Origin of the sequence: Dactylosporangium sp. NBC_01737 (genome assembly GCF_035963215.1) — a bacterium.
GTDB lineage: Bacteria > Actinomycetota > Actinomycetes > Mycobacteriales > Micromonosporaceae > Dactylosporangium.
In genome coordinates, this window is record NZ_CP109153.1 from 13,194,036 (window position 1) to 13,210,401 (window position 16,366).

General features: G+C 72.8%; 17 protein-coding genes and 2 pseudogenes. 10 read left to right on the top strand and 9 right to left on the bottom strand.

All coding sequences use genetic code 11. The features are described 5' to 3' along the window. Together OHA72_RS60970 and OHA72_RS60975 are read left to right on the top strand one after the other, a co-directional pair. Nucleotides 1–1,008: pseudogene (locus OHA72_RS60970) on the top strand (heterodisulfide reductase-related iron-sulfur binding cluster); the annotation flags it as partial. Nucleotides 1,009–1,231: 223 nt separating this feature from the next. Further along, complete coding sequence (locus OHA72_RS60975; protein WP_327005189.1) at nt 1,232–1,408, top strand: hypothetical protein; 177 nt, start codon at nt 1,232–1,234, stop codon at nt 1,406–1,408. A gap of 38 nt (nt 1,409–1,446) precedes the next feature. Here OHA72_RS60975 and OHA72_RS60980 read toward each other — a convergent pair whose 3' ends face one another. Then, nucleotides 1,447–2,052, bottom strand: coding sequence for a hypothetical protein (locus tag OHA72_RS60980; RefSeq protein ID WP_327005190.1), 606 nt, complete (start codon nt 2,050–2,052; stop codon nt 1,447–1,449). Nucleotides 2,053–2,124: 72 nt separating this feature from the next. On the opposite strand from OHA72_RS60980, the gene OHA72_RS60985 reads away from it, so the two are divergent. Beyond that, nucleotides 2,125–3,882, top strand: a complete 1,758-nt coding sequence (locus OHA72_RS60985; RefSeq protein ID WP_327011900.1) for an ABC transporter ATP-binding protein — start codon at nt 2,125–2,127, stop codon at nt 3,880–3,882. 27 nt (nt 3,883–3,909) lie between these two features. Beyond that, nucleotides 3,910–4,557, top strand: coding sequence for a GntR family transcriptional regulator (locus OHA72_RS60990; RefSeq protein WP_327005191.1), 648 nt, complete (start codon nt 3,910–3,912; stop codon nt 4,555–4,557). A gap of 7 nt (nt 4,558–4,564) precedes the next feature. Here the strand turns inward: OHA72_RS60990 and OHA72_RS60995 are convergent, their stop codons facing one another. Further along, entirely contained in the window at nt 4,565–5,221 is a 657-nt protein-coding gene (locus OHA72_RS60995) for a hypothetical protein (RefSeq protein ID WP_327005192.1), read from the bottom strand. Between the two features lie 51 nt (nt 5,222–5,272). Next, the gene (locus OHA72_RS61000; RefSeq protein ID WP_327005193.1) at nt 5,273–6,256 is read right to left on the bottom strand and encodes a calcium-binding protein; all 984 of its coding nucleotides are present in this window, start codon (nt 6,254–6,256) and stop codon (nt 5,273–5,275) included. A gap of 119 nt (nt 6,257–6,375) precedes the next feature. Between OHA72_RS61000 and atzF the strand changes: the two genes are divergently transcribed. From atzF to hpxZ, 5 genes are all read left to right on the top strand, one after another. After that, nucleotides 6,376–8,109, top strand: coding sequence for an allophanate hydrolase (gene atzF, locus OHA72_RS61005; RefSeq protein ID WP_327005194.1), 1,734 nt, complete (start codon nt 6,376–6,378; stop codon nt 8,107–8,109). Nucleotides 8,110–8,173: 64 nt separating this feature from the next. Next, nucleotides 8,174–8,869 (top strand): biuret amidohydrolase, encoded by a 696-nt coding sequence (gene biuH, locus OHA72_RS61010; RefSeq protein ID WP_327005195.1) that lies wholly within the window; start codon nt 8,174–8,176, stop codon nt 8,867–8,869. A 20-nt stretch (nt 8,870–8,889) separates the two neighbouring features. Continuing rightward, nucleotides 8,890–9,570, top strand: coding sequence for a cysteine hydrolase family protein (locus tag OHA72_RS61015; RefSeq protein ID WP_327005196.1), 681 nt, complete (start codon nt 8,890–8,892; stop codon nt 9,568–9,570). Between the two features lie 3 nt (nt 9,571–9,573). After that, nucleotides 9,574–11,247, top strand: a complete 1,674-nt coding sequence (locus OHA72_RS61020) for a SulP family inorganic anion transporter (RefSeq protein WP_327005197.1) — start codon at nt 9,574–9,576, stop codon at nt 11,245–11,247. Nucleotides 11,248–11,335: 88 nt separating this feature from the next. Further along, nucleotides 11,336–11,728, top strand: a complete 393-nt coding sequence (gene hpxZ, locus OHA72_RS61025) for an oxalurate catabolism protein HpxZ (RefSeq protein WP_327005198.1) — start codon at nt 11,336–11,338, stop codon at nt 11,726–11,728. A gap of 73 nt (nt 11,729–11,801) precedes the next feature. Here hpxZ and OHA72_RS61030 read toward each other — a convergent pair whose 3' ends face one another. The 5 genes and pseudogenes from OHA72_RS61030 to OHA72_RS61050 form a co-directional block, all read right to left on the bottom strand. Next, nucleotides 11,802–12,371 carry an HdeD family acid-resistance protein gene (locus OHA72_RS61030; RefSeq protein WP_327005199.1) on the bottom strand — a complete coding sequence of 190 codons (570 nt, stop codon included), beginning with the start codon at nt 12,369–12,371 and terminating at the stop codon, nt 11,802–11,804. After that, on the bottom strand, nt 12,371–12,655 hold the full coding sequence (locus OHA72_RS61035) for a chaperone modulator CbpM (protein ID WP_327005200.1): 285 nt from the start codon (nt 12,653–12,655) through the stop codon (nt 12,371–12,373). The genes OHA72_RS61030 and OHA72_RS61035 overlap by 1 nt, the downstream gene beginning before the upstream one ends. After that, complete coding sequence (locus tag OHA72_RS61040) at nt 12,652–13,155, bottom strand: J domain-containing protein (protein ID WP_327005201.1); 504 nt, start codon at nt 13,153–13,155, stop codon at nt 12,652–12,654. The genes OHA72_RS61035 and OHA72_RS61040 overlap by 4 nt, the downstream gene beginning before the upstream one ends. A 239-nt stretch (nt 13,156–13,394) precedes the next feature. Beyond that, nucleotides 13,395–13,538: pseudogene (locus tag OHA72_RS61045) on the bottom strand (DnaJ domain-containing protein); the annotation flags it as partial. A 106-nt stretch (nt 13,539–13,644) separates the two neighbouring features. Further along, the gene (locus tag OHA72_RS61050) at nt 13,645–14,319 is read right to left on the bottom strand and encodes an Hsp20/alpha crystallin family protein (RefSeq protein WP_327005202.1); all 675 of its coding nucleotides are present in this window, start codon (nt 14,317–14,319) and stop codon (nt 13,645–13,647) included. 155 nt (nt 14,320–14,474) lie between these two features. Here OHA72_RS61050 and OHA72_RS61055 point away from each other — a divergent pair, with 155 nt between their 5' ends. Further along, on the top strand, nt 14,475–14,870 hold the full coding sequence (locus tag OHA72_RS61055) for a DUF2267 domain-containing protein (protein ID WP_327005203.1): 396 nt from the start codon (nt 14,475–14,477) through the stop codon (nt 14,868–14,870). Nucleotides 14,871–14,926: 56 nt separating this feature from the next. Here the strand turns inward: OHA72_RS61055 and OHA72_RS61060 are convergent, their stop codons facing one another. After that, complete coding sequence (locus OHA72_RS61060) at nt 14,927–16,348, bottom strand: LLM class flavin-dependent oxidoreductase (protein WP_327005204.1); 1,422 nt, start codon at nt 16,346–16,348, stop codon at nt 14,927–14,929. Between the last annotated feature and the right edge of the window lie 18 nt (nt 16,349–16,366).

Genomic DNA, 16,366 nt, shown 5'->3' on the forward strand with positions numbered 1-16,366 from the left:
GGCGAGGAGATGGACTCCCCACGCGGCCGGATCCAGCTGATGCTGCAGCACCTCGAGGGCGAGCCGCTGACCCCGACCGCGGCCGGGCACTTCGACGCGTGCCTGGGCTGCATGGCCTGCGTGACCGCGTGCCCGTCCGGGGTCCGCTACGACACGCTCATCGAGCAGACCCGCGTGGTGGTCGAGGAGCAGCACCCGCGGCCGTGGCCGGAGCGGGCGCTGCGCGGGCTGGTCTTCGGGCTCTTCCCGCACCCACGCCGGCTCGCCGTGCTCAAGGAGCCGCTGCGGCTGTACCAGCGGCTCGGCTCACCGCTGCTCGGCAGGCTGCCGGGGCGGCTGTCGACCCTCGCCGCCCTCGCCCCGCCGGTGCGCCGGGCGGTGCCGCTGCCGGCGCGGCTGACGGCGCTGGGGCCGCGCCGGGCCGTGGTCGGGATGCTGACCGGCTGCGTGCAGCGGGCGTTCTTCCCCGACGTGAACGCGGCGACCGCGCGGGTCCTGGCCGCGGAGGGCTGCGACGTGGTGATCCCGCCCGGGCAGGGGTGCTGCGGCGCGCTCAGCGTCCACAGTGGAAGGCGGGACGAGGCGGCCCGGTTCGCCCGCGGGATCGTGGACACGTTCGCCGACGCGGGGATCGACGCCCTCGTCGTCAACGCCGCCGGGTGCGGGTCGTCGTTGAAGGAGATCGGTGCCCTGCTCGCCGACGACCCGGTGTACGCCCCCCGCGCCGCCTGGCTCGCGGACCGCGTGACCGACTTCTCCGAGCTGCTCGGGCGGCTCGGCCCGGTCGCCCGGCGGCATCCGCTGCCGCTGAGCGTCGCCTACCACGACGCGTGCCACCTCGCGCACGCCCAGGGCATCCGGTCGCAGCCGCGCGAGCTGCTCCGCGGCATTCCGGGCCTGGTGCTGCAGGAGATCGCCGACCCGGAGATCTGCTGCGGCTCGGCGGGCGTGTGGAACGTGCTGAACCCCGGGCCGGCCGCGGAGCTCGGCGCCCGCAAGGCGCGCGACGTGCTGGCCACCGGTGCCGACTGGCTCGTGACCGCGAACCCGGGCTGCCTCATGCAGATCGGCGCCGGGGTCGCGCGGCCGGCGGCGCGATCCGCACCGCGCACACCGCCGAGGTCCTGGACGCCTCGATCCGCGGCGTGCGCCTGCGCCCCGGTCGCTGAACGCCGGCGTCGGGTAGGCGACGGGGCCGAGCCTGACGGCCCGGCCCCGCGTGTCTGGATACATGACGACGACGAATCTTGTGGACTGCCCCGAGTGCGGGCTTCCGGCGACCGCCCGCAGCGAAGGCCGGGCCTGGAGCACCGGCGGCCCGGTCGAGCACCTCCGCCTGCACTGCGTGCTGGGCCACCGCTTCTTCGGCCCGGCCGAGATGCTGCTCCGCCCGCTGAGGGCGGCCTGACGGATCAGCCGGGGCACCCGCTCAATGGGGCTGACCGATCAGTTCGGGCGCAGCGGGCGGCCCTGACCGTCGACCGGGCGCCCGGCCAGCATGATGATGCCGTCCACGACGAACCACACCCACAGGCCGAAGGAGACGAACCAGGTCAGGCCGAAGGAGAGGAACCCGCACACGATCGCCGTCCACCCCACGACCACCGCGAGGATGATCTGCGTGATGCCCAGCGCGATGTTGCCGGCGTACAGCCGCCCGATGCCGCCGAGGCCGAGGAACAGGCCCGGCAGCAGCTGCAGCAGGCCCGCGGCGAGTTTCGACTTGTCCGAATACGGCTGTCCCGTCGTCGGGTCGAACCCCGCGTTGGCCACGCCCAGCACCGGCACGCCGTAGCCGGGCTGCTGCCCGTAGGCGGCCTGCTGGGCATACGGGTCGTAACCGCCGGACGTCGGCGCGCCGGAGACCGGCAGCTGATACGTCGGCGAATACGGCGGGCCGGACCCGGGCGGACCCGAGGACGGCGGACCCGACATCGGCTGCTGCGGCCCCGCCGGCAGCGCATAGGGGTCGGAAGGCTGCTGCCCATACTGGCTCTGGCCATACGGGTTGGGCTGATATGGGTCCTGTTGCCCGTAGGGTGGCTGCGTCATGGGAGCAGGCTACCGTCACCGATCCACCTAGCAGGACCCTGTGACCATGGCGACGTTGAGCGATTCCGCACCATGCGATCGGATGAGCGCATGGACTTCGACGGCCGCAGGCCGCTGCGCACCATCGTCCGGCTCCTCGCACCCCGCAAGTGGCGCATCGCGCTTGCCACCGTCGCGTTCGCGGTGAAGGACAGCCCCATCTGGCTGTTGCCGCTGCTCACCGCCAACATCATCGACGTCGTCGTGGAGCACCGGCCGCTGCCGCAGCTGTGGCTCAACGCGGCCGTCCTCGCCGTCATCCTGCTGCAGAACATCCCCGTGCACATGCTCTGGGTACGGCAGATGAGTCTCATCGTCCGGGATCTCGGCACGGACCTGCGCTCCGCGCTCGCCGGCCGGCTGCAGCAGCTGTCGATCAGCTTCCACACCAAGGCCGGCGCCAGCCTGCTGCAGACGAAGGTCGTCCGCGACGTCGAGAACGTCGAGATGATGCTGCAGCAGGTCGCGGCGTCGGGCACGTCGGCGGTGCTGACCCTGGCCGGTGCGCTGAGCCTGACCGCGGTGCGGGTCCCGCAGTTCGTGCCGCTGTTCCTGCTGGTGGTCCCGGCGACCGCCGGTCTCGTCGCGATGGTGCGCCGCCGCTCCGGCGCGCGCAACGAGGAGTTCCGCCGACGGGTCGAGGACCTCTCGGCCCGCGTCGACGAGATGGCGCACCTCATGCCGATCACCCGCGCCCATGCCCTGGAGACCGAGGCGCTGCACCGGGTCCGCGGCACCGTCGACGAGGTCCGCGCCGCCGGTCGCCGCCTCGACCTCGTCAACGGCAGGTTCGGCGCGCTGTCCTGGGTGACCTACCAGTTGCTCGGCGCCGCCTGCCTGATCGCGGCCGGCTGGGCCGCCTGGAGCGGGTTCGCCCCCGTCAGCGCCGGCGACGTCGTGCTGCTCAGCACCTACTTCGCGGTGCTCACCTCCTCCGTCATCGGCCTGTTCGGGCTGGCCCCGATCATCACCAGGGGCCTCGAGTCGGTCCGGTCGATCGGCGAGGTTCTCGCCGCCCCTGACCTGGAGCGCAACGAGGGCAAGCAGACCGTCACCGCCGTCGCGGGTGCCGTCACCCTCCAGGGCGTCGGCTACCGGTACACCGACGGCGCGGCACCCGCGGTGAGCGGCATCGACCTCGACGTGCGCCCGGGCGAGACCATCGCCTTCGTCGGGCCTTCGGGCTCCGGCAAGTCCACGATGCTCAACCTGCTCATCGGGTTCATCCGGCCGACCGAGGGCCGCATCCTCCTCGACGGCGTGGACATGGAGCGCATCGACCTGCGCAGCTACCGCAGGAGCGTCTCGGTCGTGCCGCAGGAGTCCGTCCTGTTCGACGGCACGATCCTCGACAACGTCACGTACGGGCTGCGCGGCATGACCGAGGACACCGTGACCCGGGCCCTGCGCGACGCCAACGCCCTGGAGTTCGTCGAGCGGCTCCCCCACGGCTGGGACACCGTCGTCGGCGAGCGCGGCGCCCTGCTGTCCGGCGGCCAGCGGCAGCGCCTCGCGATCGCCCGCGCCCTGGTGCGCGACCCGCGCGTGCTGCTGCTCGACGAGGCCACCTCGGCGCTGGACAGCGAGTCGGAGGCCCTCGTGCAGGAGGCCCTGACCCGGCTCATGCGGGGGCGGACGACCTTCGTCGTCGCGCACCGCCTCGCCACCGTCCGCGGCGCCGACCGGGTCGCCGTCCTGGCCGGCGGCCACCTCGCCGAGCTCGGCACCCACGACGAGCTCATCGCCGCGGGCGGCCTGTTCGCCAGGCTGCACCGGCTCCAGAACGTCTGATCTGTGAGTGTCTGCCACACTGGGCGGGTGAAGCCGTCCGGTGCGTCCGACGAGCTGGCCAGCGCGAGCCTGGTCGAGCTCGCCGTGTCACGGCTGAGCCGGGAGATCCTCAGCGGCGCCACCGATCCCGGCGCGCGTCTCGTCGAGGAGCAGCTGACCCGCCGGTTCGGCATCAGCCGCGCCCCGCTCCGCGAGGCGTTGCGCCTGCTGGCGCAGCAGGGCCTGGTCGAGCACGTGCCGCGCCGCGGCGTGCGCGTCGCCACCCTGTCCGCCGACGACATCCAGGAGCTCTACGCGGTCCGCGACGTCCTGGAGCGCCACGCCGTCACCGCCACACCCCGCGACGCCGACCTCGCCGGCGTCGCCACCGCCGTGAAGGCGATGCAGGAGGCCGACGCCCGCGGCGACCTGTTCGACGTGGCGACCGCCCACCGCGAGTTCCACGTCGCCGTGGTCGCCCTCGCCGGCAACCGCCAGCTCACCCAGGTCTACGAGTCGATCCTGGTCAAGATCCAGCTGTACATGGCGCTCAACCTGCGCCGCGAGGCCGAGGTCGCCCGCCCGCACGACGGCGTCCACCGGCACGAGCGGCTCTTCGAGGCCGTCTCGGCCCGCGACACCGCCGCCGTGCTCGCCGCCCTGGACGACCACGGCGCCCGCTCCTACCTGCCCTGACCGCGCGTCACGCGCTGGGCGGGGTCCAGCCGTCCGACGGGCCCGGCACCGGGGACGCCACCGGCGGGGTGCGGTCGGCGACGGCGGCCGCCGGAGCGGCGGCCCACACCGCGGACGGTGCCGCTGTGGCCGGGACGGTCCATCCGGCGGGCATGGGGTACACCGGTGCCGGCTGCTCCCGAAGCGCGGCGAGGAACCGCTCGTGCGGGCGGGTCAGCACGAGCCACTGGCCGTCGCGGCTCACGCCGACCCCCGCCGAGGCATCCCGGGTGCTGCGGGTGAACATGACCCACCCGGCGATCATCAGCGTCACGGTGACGACGATGACGACCAGGGCGCCCACGCCCTTGACGGTGTCGCTGGAGGTCAGTGCCAGCTTGGCCCCGGCGGCGAGGATGACCAGGCCGAGGAGCGCACGCCACAGGCGGGTCAGGCCACAGCGGCCGCACCAGGGCCAGGCCCGGACAAAGACCTCCTTGCGCAGGTAGTGGGCGACGATCAGGTAGAGCACGCCGCCGCCGAACAGCAGCAACAGCAGCGCCCAGGCAGGCGGCCGGGAGGCGAACACCATCGGCTTCATCGTCCTGCCCGCGCGGCCGTGCCGGACGCAGACGGGCAGGGTCAGGCCGTTCGCGGCGGCAGCCGGGATCCGGACGGGTGGCATGGCAGGCTCCCAGCTCTGAGGACTGGCGGGATTCTGCCACGCCACCGGCCGTCAGGGCAGTGGGATGAACATGGAGCAGCTGGTGACGACGGCGCCGTCGGCACCCGGGTAGCAGAGGTCGGAGTCGAGGCCGCCGTTGAGGTTGTCGTAGCCGGCGTCGCCGTACAGGACGTCGTTGCCGGAGCCGCCGTTGATGGTGTCGGCGCCCTGGCGGCCGCGGAGGGTGTCGGGGCCCCCGCCGCCGTTGATGACGTCGTCACCGGAGTAGGTCGTGCACGGCGGCGGAGCCTGGATCGCCGTGGGGGTGAGCAGCGCGCCGGCCGTCGGGAACGGGTTGCACGGCGTGGTGTACCAGCCGCCGTCGATGACGTTGGCGGACGCGTTGCCCGTCAGGGTGTCGGCCGCGCCGCCGCCGGTGAGGTTCTCGATCTCCTGATACACGTCGCCCTCGCCGGTCAGCGGGTCGCCGCCGCCCGCGGGGCTGACCAGGGTCGCCGTGATCTTCGCGGTGCGGCCCTGGAACGTGACGGTGTCGGTCTCGGTGCCGCCGTTGATCCAGTCGTCGCCGGGGCCGGAGTAGATGATGTCGTTGCCCGGGCCGCCCGAGGCGTCGCCGGCCGCCGCCGGGGTGGCGTGACCGCCCATCTTGATGATGTCGTCGCCGGCACCGCCGGAGGCGTGCACGTTGGACGTGGTGCGGTTGTCGATGATGTCGTCGAGGTCGGAGGTCTTGATGTCCAGGAACGTCGCGGAGTGGACGCAGTGGACGGTGGTCATGGTGGCGTACGGGTAGGAGCAGGTGCTCCCGTCCGGCGTGCTGAAGGTGATCGGGTAGACGTCCGTGAACGCCACGACGCCGGGCGACGGGTTGCTGATGGTGAGCCGGTTGGCCTGGTTGAGCGCCGCGTCATAGTGCATCTCACCGTTCATGGTGAGGGTGGCGACCAGTGGTTCCGCGTGTGCGGGGCTCACGGCGGCGACAGTGAAGCCGACGCCGAGGATGACCGCGAGTCCGAGCCGGGACAGTCGTCTCATCGCGGCAGGGTCGCAGTGACCGTGATCACAATCCCGTAACTGTCGGAAACCGGCCGCAGGACATCGACGCGTTACATGCGCCGCGGTTTGGCGAAACAGAACTGTCGACAATCGACAGCATGACCGCACTCGCCACCCAGACGGGGATCGCCGCCCTCCGCGACGCCTACCGCGCGGGCACGCTCACCCCTGGCGACGTCGCCGAGCAGGTCATCGCCGCTCCGTCCGCGCCCGGCGTGTGGATCACGCGGGTCTCCCCCGAGGCACTCCGGGCCCGGGCGGCGGAGCTGGAGGACCCGAGCCTTCCCTTGTACGGGATCCCGTTCGCCGTCAAGGACAACATCGACGTGGCGGGGATGCCGACGACCGCGGCCTGCCCGGCGTACGCCTACACCCCGGCCCGCAGCGCCCCCGTCGTCGAGAAGCTCCTGGCGGCCGGCGCGATGCTGGTCGGCAAGACCAACCTCGACCAGTTCGCGACCGGGCTCACCGGGTCCCGCTCCCCGTACGGCGCCGTCGAGAGCGTCTTCGGCGGCGGCCTCATCGCCGGCGGGTCCAGCTCCGGCTCGGCGGTCGCCGTCGCGGCGGGCGTCGTCGCGTTCTCCCTCGGCACCGACACCGCCGGATCCGGGCGGGTGCCGGCCGCGCTGAACGGCATCGTCGGGCTCAAGCCGACCCGCGGCCTGCTCAGCACCGCCGGCGTGGTCCCCGCCTGCCGGTCCCTGGACTGCGTCTCGATCTTCACGCTCGACGTCGCCGACGCCAGCACCGTCCTGGACGTGGCCCGGGGACCGGCCGCGGAGGACCCCTGGTCGCGGGCGGCCTCCGGTGAAAGCCTCCCACCGGCGGCCGTCCGCCTCGGCGTCGCCAGGCCCGACGTGCTCGAGTTCGACGGCGACCACGGCCAGGCCGAGCGGTACGTCGCCGGCTGTCTCACCGCGGCGCGGCTGACCTCGGCCGTCACCCAGGTCGACCCGGCGCCGCTGCTGGAGGCGGGTGACCTGCTCTACCAGGGGCCATGGGTCGCCGAGCGGCTCGCCGACCTCGAGGACTTCCTGGCCGGGCACGCCGACTCGGTGCTGCCGCTGACGCTGGGCATCCTGCGGGGCGGCCACCGCTTCAGCGCCGTCGACACGTTCCGCGCCCAGCACCGGCTGCAGGAGCTCAAGGCGGCCGCGGCGCGACTGTTCACCGAGGTCGACGTGCTCGCGCTGCCGACGGTGCCGACCACGTTCACCCTCGACGAGATCACCGAGGAGCCGCTGCGGCGCAACCTGATCCTGGGCCGCTACACCCAGTTCGCGAACCTGCTCGACCTCGCCGTGGTCACCGTGCCCAACGGGATGACGCCGGAGGGGCGACCGGCGAGCCTGTCGCTGATCGGGCCGGCGTTCACCGAGGGCACCCTGCTCGGGCTCGCCGCGGCGTTCAAGGGCGAGGCGGCACCCGTCCACCATGCGCAGCCGCCGACCGTCGAGCTTGCGGTGGTCGGGCACCACCTGCGGGGCGAGTCGCGCAACGCGGAGCTGGTGGCGCTGGGAGGGCGGTTCGCGCGCACGACGCGCACCGAGGCGTGCTACCGGCTGTACCGGCTGCCGACGGGGGTGCCCGGCCTGGTCCGGGTCGGCGCCGGGCAGGGCGCGCAGATCGAGGTCGAGATCTGGCGGCTGCCGAGCAGCGCGGTCGGTGCCCTGCTCAGCAGCGTCAAGGAACCGCTGTCGATCGGCTATCTGTCCACCGTGGACGGCCAGATCGTGCAGGGGTTCCTCTGCGAGGCGTACGCGGCCGGCGCGGCGCAGGACATCACCGCCAGTGGGGGCTTTCGGGCACACCGGCAAGAGGAGGGGCAATGAGCGGAGTGAAACGGAGCGAGTCAGCGTCGCAGGTTTGGCTCAGGCCGGCGCCGGAGGTGACGGCATGAGTGCAAGCATCGGTCCGGTCGTCGGCGCCAGGCCCTACGCCTGGCCGTATGACGGCTCGGTCCCGGTCGGGCGCACGGCGCTGCTGTGCATCGACTGGCAGACCGACTTCTGCGGCCCGGGCGGCTACGTCGACAGCATGGGCTACGACATCGGCCTGACCCGGGCGGGGCTGCCGGCGACCGCGAAGCTGCTCGACCACGTGCGGGGACTCGGCATGCTGGTCGTGCACACCAGGGAGGGCCACGACCCGGACCTGTCGGACCTGCCGCCCAACAAGCGCTGGCGCTCGGCACAGATCGGGGCCGAGATCGGTTCCGACGGGCCGTGCGGGCGGATCCTCATCAAGGGCGAGCCCGGCTGGCAGATCGTGCCGGAGGTGGCGCCGGCACCCGGCGAGGTCGTCGTCGACAAGCCCGGCAAGGGCGCGTTCTACGCCACGAACCTGGACCTGGTCCTGCGCACGCACGGCATCACGCACATCATCCTGACCGGCATCACCACCGACGTGTGCGTGCACACGACGATGCGTGAGGCGAACGACCGCGGCTACGAGTGCCTGATCCTGTCGGACTGCACCGGCGCCACCGACCCGTCCAACCACGCCGCCGCCCTGCACATGGTCACCATGCAGGGCGGGGTCTTCGGCTGCGTCGCCACGTCCTCCGACGTCATCGCGGCGACCGTCCACTAGTCCACTTGGGAGCGTCCACAATGGCCACCCTCGACGCCACACCCGGACCCTTCACCTTCGACCCGGCGACGACCGCAGTGGTCGTCATCGACATGCAGCGCGACTTCATGGAGCCCGGCGGCTTCGGCGAGACGCTCGGCAACGACGTCTCCCAGCTGCGCCGCGTCATCGAACCGACCGAAGCGCTGCTGCGCGCCTGCCGCGCGGCCGGGCTCACCGTCATCCACACCCGCGAGGGGCACCTGCCGGACCTGTCGGACTGCCCGCCCGCAAAGCTCAACCGCGGCGAACCCAGCCAGCGCATCGGCGCGCCCGGCCCGATGGGACGCATCCTGATCCGCGGGGAGCACGGCCACGACATCATCGACGAGCTCGCACCGGCAGACGGCGAGCTCGTCATCGACAAACCCGGCAAGGGCGCGTTCTACAACACCACCCTCGGCGAGGTCCTTGCCGCGCAGGGGATCCGCAGCCTCGTCGTCGCCGGCGTGACGACCGAGGTCTGCGTGCACACCACCGTCCGGGAGGCCAACGACCGCGGCTACGAGTGCCTCGTGCTGTCGGACTGCGTCGGCTCGTACTTCCCGGAGTTCCAGGAGGCGGGCCTGAGGATGATCGCCGCGCAGGGCGGCATCTTCGGCTGGGTCGCGCCGTCCACCGCGTTCATCGCCGCACTTCAACCGTCTCTGCAGAGGACGTGAGTCATGGCTACGAGCACCGACACCGCATCCTTGAAAATCCCGTGGTGGGTCCGCGGCGACACCAACGCCTTCTTCGGCTTCGGCGTCAACGTCCTCGTGAACGTGCTGACGCTCACCTCGCTGTGCCTGTTCGTGGTGAAGCTCAGCGAAGGCGACGTCTTCCAGGCGATCCTGCCGGCGCTCGGCATCGCGCTGGTCGCCGGCAACGTCTACTACACGTTCCTGGCCCGGCGCCTGGCCCGCAAGGAGAACCGCACCGACGTCACGGCGCTGCCCTACGGGCCGAGCGTGCCGCACATGTTCATCGTCATCTTCGTCATCATGCTGCCGGTGTACCTGAAGACGAACAACCCGACCCTGGCCTGGAAGGCCGGCCTGGCGTGGGCGTTCATCATCGGCGTCATCGTGCTCATCGGCGCGTTCGTCGGCCCCTACATCCGCAAGTACGCGCCGCGGGCGGCGCTGCTGGGCACCCTCGCCGGCATCTCCATCACCTTCATCTCGATGCTGCCCGCGGCCCGGATGTGGGACCTCGCGTGGGTCGCGCTGCCGGTGTTCGCGCTGCTGCTCATCGGCCTGCTCACCGACACGAAGCTGCCCGGCAACTTCCCGATCGGCCTCGCCGCGCTGCTGGTCGGCACCGCGATCGGCTGGGCCGGCGGTGCCATGGACGGCAACGCGGTCAGCGCCGCCGTCGACGACATCGGATTCGCGCTGCCCGGGCTGCACCTGAACCTGCTCACCTCGGGCCTGTCCGACGTGGCGCCGCTGCTGGCGACCGCGATCCCGCTCGGCGTCTACAACTTCACCGAGGGCATGTCCAACGTGGAGAGCGCCGCGGCGGCCGGCGACAACTACAACCTGCGCAGCGTGCTCCTGGCCGACGGCGCCGGCGCGATCATCGGTGCGGCGCTCGGCTCGCCGTTCCCCCCGGCCGTGTACGTCGGGCACCCCGGCTGGAAGAAGGCCGGCGGCGGCAGCGGCTACTCGATGGCCACCGGCATCGTCATCGCGATCCTGTGCTTCCTCGGCCTGTTCGGCTTCCTCGGGGCCATCTTCCCGCTGCCGGCGATCGTGCCGATCCTGCTCTACATCGGGCTGCTGATCGGGGCGCAGGCGTTCCAGTTCTCGCCCAAGGCGCACGCGGCGGCGGTAATCGCGGCGCTGATACCCAACATCGCGCAATGGGCCACCAGCCAGATCGACAACTCCCTGGCGGCGGCGGGCACCAACGCCGCGAAGGTCGGCGACGCGGCCCTGGAGGGCAACGGCGTCATCTACGGCGGCCTGCTGACCCTCGGCCAGGGCGCGATCCTCGCCGGTCTGGTGTTCGGCTCGATCGTCGCGTTCATCATCGACAAACGCTTCATCCACGCCGGGATCTTCGCCCTGTCGGGGTCGCTGCTGGCCTTCGTCGGGCTGATCCACGGCGAGAAGGTCGCATGGAACGCCAACGGCCAGGTCGCGCTCGGTTACCTGTTCATCGCGGTGGTCTGCGGGCTGTTCGCGCTGAGCCGGCCCGAGCCGCGGGCCAAGGAGCCAGACGAGATCGAGCTGGACCGGCTGCACGGCGAGGCGGCCCTCGAGCCCGCCGCGCCGGCCGCCGACTCGCCCGCTCCATCGCCCGCTCCCGCTCCGGCTCCGGCGACCGCTCCGGCTCCGGCTCCGGCGCCGTAGGTTCACCACGACGAGGTGGTCCCCTCCTACCTGGGGACCACCTCGCGTGGACCGTCATGCAAGCCGCTTGCAGTTGGGAGGCACAGCCGTGCGGATCGACCGGGACGACGTCGTCGCCGAGGTGACGGCGGCCTTCGAGGCGTACGAGAAGGCGCTCGTCGCCAATGACACCGCCGCCCTCGCCGAGGCGTTCTGGGACTCCCCCGCCGTGGTGCGCTTCGGCATCGCGGACCGGCAGGCCGGCGCCGGCGAGCTGCGGGCGTGGCGGGCCGCCCAGGCGCAACTGCCGCCCGGCCGGCGCCTGTACGACACCCGGGTCACCACGTTCGGGTCCGAACTGGCGACCGTGACCACGATGTTCGACTACCCCGGCGGCGAGGGTCGACCCGGAAGGCAGTCCCAGACCTGGGTCCGCCTCCCGGAGGGCTGGCGCATCGTGCACGCCCACGTGTCGCAGGAGCAGGTGCCGCCGGGCCCCTGAGCCGGCGGGCCCCGAGCCACCGGCTCCTCAGCCGGCGGGCTCCTCCAGCGGCCGGGCTCCTGAGCCCGCCCCCTCAGTGTGCGGCGGAGAGCCGCCCCCGCCCCTGGTGCGTCAGCTGGTAGGCGGCGAACAGCAGCAGCGCGCCGCTGACGATCGCGTACAGGCCGATCGCCCACGCGATGGCGACGGCGCCCGCGGCCGGGCGGATCACCACGAACAGCCCGGCGACCACGGAGATCGCACCGACCAGCGCCAGGGTCCAGCCGCCGTGCTGGCGGGTGGCGAGCCACAGGTCGGCGATGCCGGTCACGATCGCCCACGCGCCGACCAGGACCGCGAGGACCACCGCGGTGATCCCCGGCCACACGATGGCCAGGATGCCGGCGGCGAGCCCGAACAGCCCGGCGACCACCCGGGCCACCCGCGGCCCGGTGCCGTCGGCGAAGCCCGTGACCGGGTTCGTCGCGCCCGCGGACGGGCGCATCGCGTGCACGATCTGCTCGATCCCGGTCGCGATCGCGAAGATACCGAACAGCAACGCCAGGGCGATCACCGTCACCTGGGGCCAGATGACGGCGAGGACCCCGAACACGATCGCGAGGACCCCGCGCACCCCGAGCAACCACGCTTCTCTTCTGAGCATCATGCCCTCCTAGCGAGTCGGTCTTCGAGTTCGTCGATCCGGTCGAGAAGGTCCAGGACCACCCCGACGGCGGCGTAGTTGAGCGTCAGGTCGTCGTGCAGCCTGCGGATCCGGGCGACGGTGGCCAGCTCGTGGACCGAGAACCCGAGCGCGCCGGTCGGTCCGGTGTCGACCTCCACCAGGCCCAGCGCGACCAGGCGCGCCACCAGATCCGGGTGCAGCCCCGCCGCGGCGGCGAAAGCCTCCAGCGGCAGCCGTGCCGTTTTCACGATCGGAAACGTCATGCCGGGCTCCGGGGGTCGGTCGTGGACGCCGCGGCGAGCTCCGCGTAGAGCCGCCGTTCGCGCTCGGACAGATTCGGCGGGACGACGATGCGTACCTTGACGTACAGGTCACCGGCGGCGCCTCGGGGGTTCGGCAGCCCCTTGTCCCGCAGCCGCAGCCGCCGCCCCGACGACGAGCCGGGCGGCACGTCGAGCCGCACCGGCCCGCCGGGGGTCTGGACCTGCACGGGCGCGCCGAGCGCCGCCTCCCACGGGGCCACCGGCAGCTCGACCATGATGTCGCGGCCGTGGACCTTGTACCGGGGGTGCGGTGACAGGTGCACGACGAGGTAGAGGTCCCCGGACGGCCCGCCGTCGCTGCCGGGCGCGCCCTGCCCCGCGAGCCGGATACGCTGCCCTTCGGCGACACCCGCCGGGACGTCCACGGTGTACTGCCGGGGCCGCCCGGTCGGTCCGGGCAGCGTGACGGTGCGCCGGCCGCCGTGGTACGCGTCCTCCACGGCGACCGCGAACCCGGCCTGGTTGTCCGCGCCGGGCCGCCCCTGCTGCGGTGCCTGGTCGCGGGGCCCGGGCTGGTTGTAGGGGGCCGGCGGCGCTGCGGGCCGGCCTGGCGGCCCGGTGCCGCGCCGAGGCCGCTGAACAGACTGCCGAGCCAGTCGTCCGCGGTCGCCTGGCTCGCGTCGTAGTCGCGGCGCCGCCGCGGGTCGGACAGGACCTGGTACGCCTCGGCGATCGCCTTGAAGCGCTCCTCCGCGCCAGGTTCGCGGTTCACGTCCGGGTGGTGCAGGCGGGCGAGGGTCCGGTAGGCGCGCCGGACCTCCTCCCGGTGGGCGGTCCTCGGCACGCCGAGGTCTGCGTAGTAGTCGCGGGTGTCAACCGGCATCGGTCCCCCCAACTGGTGCGCCGACCGCGTCGACGGACGGCCGGCCCGAACTGCTGGGCCGGCACCGCCTCGTCGCGCGCCTCCACGGTGCTGGGCCGCCCCGGTCTCAGCTCATGCCGCTGCGACCGACCTGGCCCGTGCTACCGGTGCCGGTGCTCCCGGCCTGCTGGCTCGCCGGTCCCGGCCGGGACTGGCCCTCACGCATCTGCTTCGCCTGCGCGGCCGGCGTGTCGGCGGGCCGCGGCTGCTGCGCCGCGTCCGGCCGCCCCTGCTCCTGCTCCTGCTGCTGCCGGCCACCCGGCTGTCCCTGCGCCGGCTGGCCTTGCTGTCCTTGCGCCGGCTGGCCCTGTGTGCCCGGCAGGCCGGCCTGCGCGCGTTGCTGGCTCAGCTGGCCCTGCGCCGCCTTGACGGTGATGCGCCGAGCCTGCTCCCCGCGCGACTTCGGCGCGACGATGGTCAGGACGCCGCTGTCGAGGTTCGCCTCGACCCGGTCGTCGTCGATGTCGCCCGGCAGCCCGATGAGGTACTCGAACTCACCCTCCTGCCGCGCGTGGTGGTGCATGGTGCCGCTGCGGACCCGGGCGCGGTAGTTGCCCGCCACCCGGATCTCGTTGTCCCGCAGGTCGATCCGCACGTCGGCGGCATCGACGTCGGGCAGGTCCAGGTCGACCCGGTAGGCGTCGGCGGTCTCCTCGATGTCGACCGGCACGCCACCGATGCGGGGCATCGCCGCCGACGGGAACGTGAACGCTCGGCCGGGTCGGGTCACCAGGAAAGCCATCAGGGTGTCTCCCAACGATGAGGGGATGTACGCGGCCATGCTGGGCGCCCACCGGGTGACCCTGTCCCACCCACCGCGGATGAGCGCGTGCCGTTGCTCCGTTCGCTCCCTGCTGGTGATGGTGCTTCACCTGCGCGATGGGGAGCGTTCGCCTCATGTATGAAGACGTGTTCATCGCGGAGGTCCGCGAGAAGACCGGCATCGCCACCGCGGAGGAGACCCGGCGGGCAATCCGGGGTGTGCTGCACGCACTGGCCACCCGCCTGCCGGACGGCTGGGTGCATCACCTCGCCGCGGAGCTGCCACCGACGCTCGCCGAACCGCTGTGGTCCTATCAGCATCTGTACGACCAGGAGGTGCACCTGGACTTCCTGGCCGATGTCGCCGCCCGGGCAGCCGTGCCGCCGGAACTCGCCGAACGCCTGGCCCGGGCCGTGTTCGCGGCGGTCGCGAGCGTCGGCGACCCGGCCCTGCTGCGCCGCGTGTACGCCCCGCTCACCAGCGACATCCTCGCCCTGACCGAGTCCGACCGTTCGCTGCTGCCCGCATAGCCACGACGGCCGCCGGGCCGGCGCCGGCCCGGCCCGGCGGCATCAGGAGGCACGCCTCAGCGGAAGGCGGCCATCACCTCCGCCATCGGTCCGACACATGCGGGGTCGGGCAGGCGGACCATCGCCTCGCGTACCCCCGCGTCCGCCAGCTGCCGGAAGCGCCCGATGTGGTCGGCGACCGTGCCGGCGTTGACCTCCTTCGCGTAGGCCTCCCGGGACCTGCGGCCGCGGCCGCGCTCGACGAGCTCGGCCAGGTGCCGGTCGTCGGCGGCCACGAGCGCGGTGCCCAGGTGCGTGAGCCGGGTCGCGGGGTTGTAGCCGCGCAGGATCTCCGCCTTGCGCCGCACCGTGGCGAGGTCGCCCATGACGTTGGCGGCGTCGGCGTAGGTGGCAGCCAGCCTCAAGGTCCGCTGCTCGCCGTTGCCGCCGACGATGATCGGCACCCGCTCTTGCACGGGCCTCGGGTAGCACAGCGCCTCCGGCACCGTCAGGCTGCGTCCCTCGAAGCGTGGGCTGCCCTTGCCCCACAGCAGCGGCAGCAGCTGCAGGGCGTCCTCGAGCAGCGCATACCGGTCGCCGACGGAGGGGAACGGCCAGCCGTACGCGACGTGCTCCTCCTTGAACCAGGCCAGCCCGAGTCCGCACACGGCCCGGCCGCCGCTGAGCACGTCCAGCGTCGCCACGATCTTGCCGAGGTGCGCGACGTTGCGGTACGTCACCCCGGTGACCAGCGCGCCGAGCCGCACCTTCGTCGTGCACGCCGCGAGGTAGGCCAGCGTCGTGTAGCTCTCCAGGAAGTCCTCCCAGGCGCGCCCGAGCTGCGGGATCTGCCGGAAGTGGTCCATCACGTAGATCGCGTCGAACCCGGCCTCCTCGGCCTGCGCGGCGCTCTGCCGCACGTCGACGCCCTGGAACCGGCCGATGTGCAGCCCGAACCGCAGCCGCGCCGGGTCGTCCAGCTGCCGGTCCCGTGCCTCGGCGGCCTCGACGAACACCTCCGGCACCGTGCGGGCGGGCGTCTCCAGGTGTACCGCGTCGAAACCCTCCGATGCGAGCAGCTCACGCGTCTTCGCCCAGCCCCGGAGCTGGGACGTGTGCACGTCGGCGGGGATCCGTTTCGTGGTCCTGGCCCGGTTCCGGGCCCGGCACTGCGCCGCCGGGGTGTCGAACGCGATCGCGACGCATGGCAGCCCGTGCGCCTTCGCCGCCGCGACCCAGGCCGCCCGCCGCTGCGGGTCGAGGCCGAGGGTGTCGATGACCGTCGTCAGCCGCCGCATCCGCTGCGCCACCACCGTGTCCAGCAGCGCGAACGCGTCGGCGCTCGCGGTGACGTCGTCCTCGCCGGCCCCGACCAGGGCCCGCAGCCGGTCGCTGCTGACGATCCGGTCGGCCGCGAAGTGCGTCTGCGCCCACGTCGACTTGCCGGCCGCGCCGGGCCCGACCAGCACGACCACGCAGGGCTCAGGAAGCGTGAGCACACCGGAGTCTCCCACGGG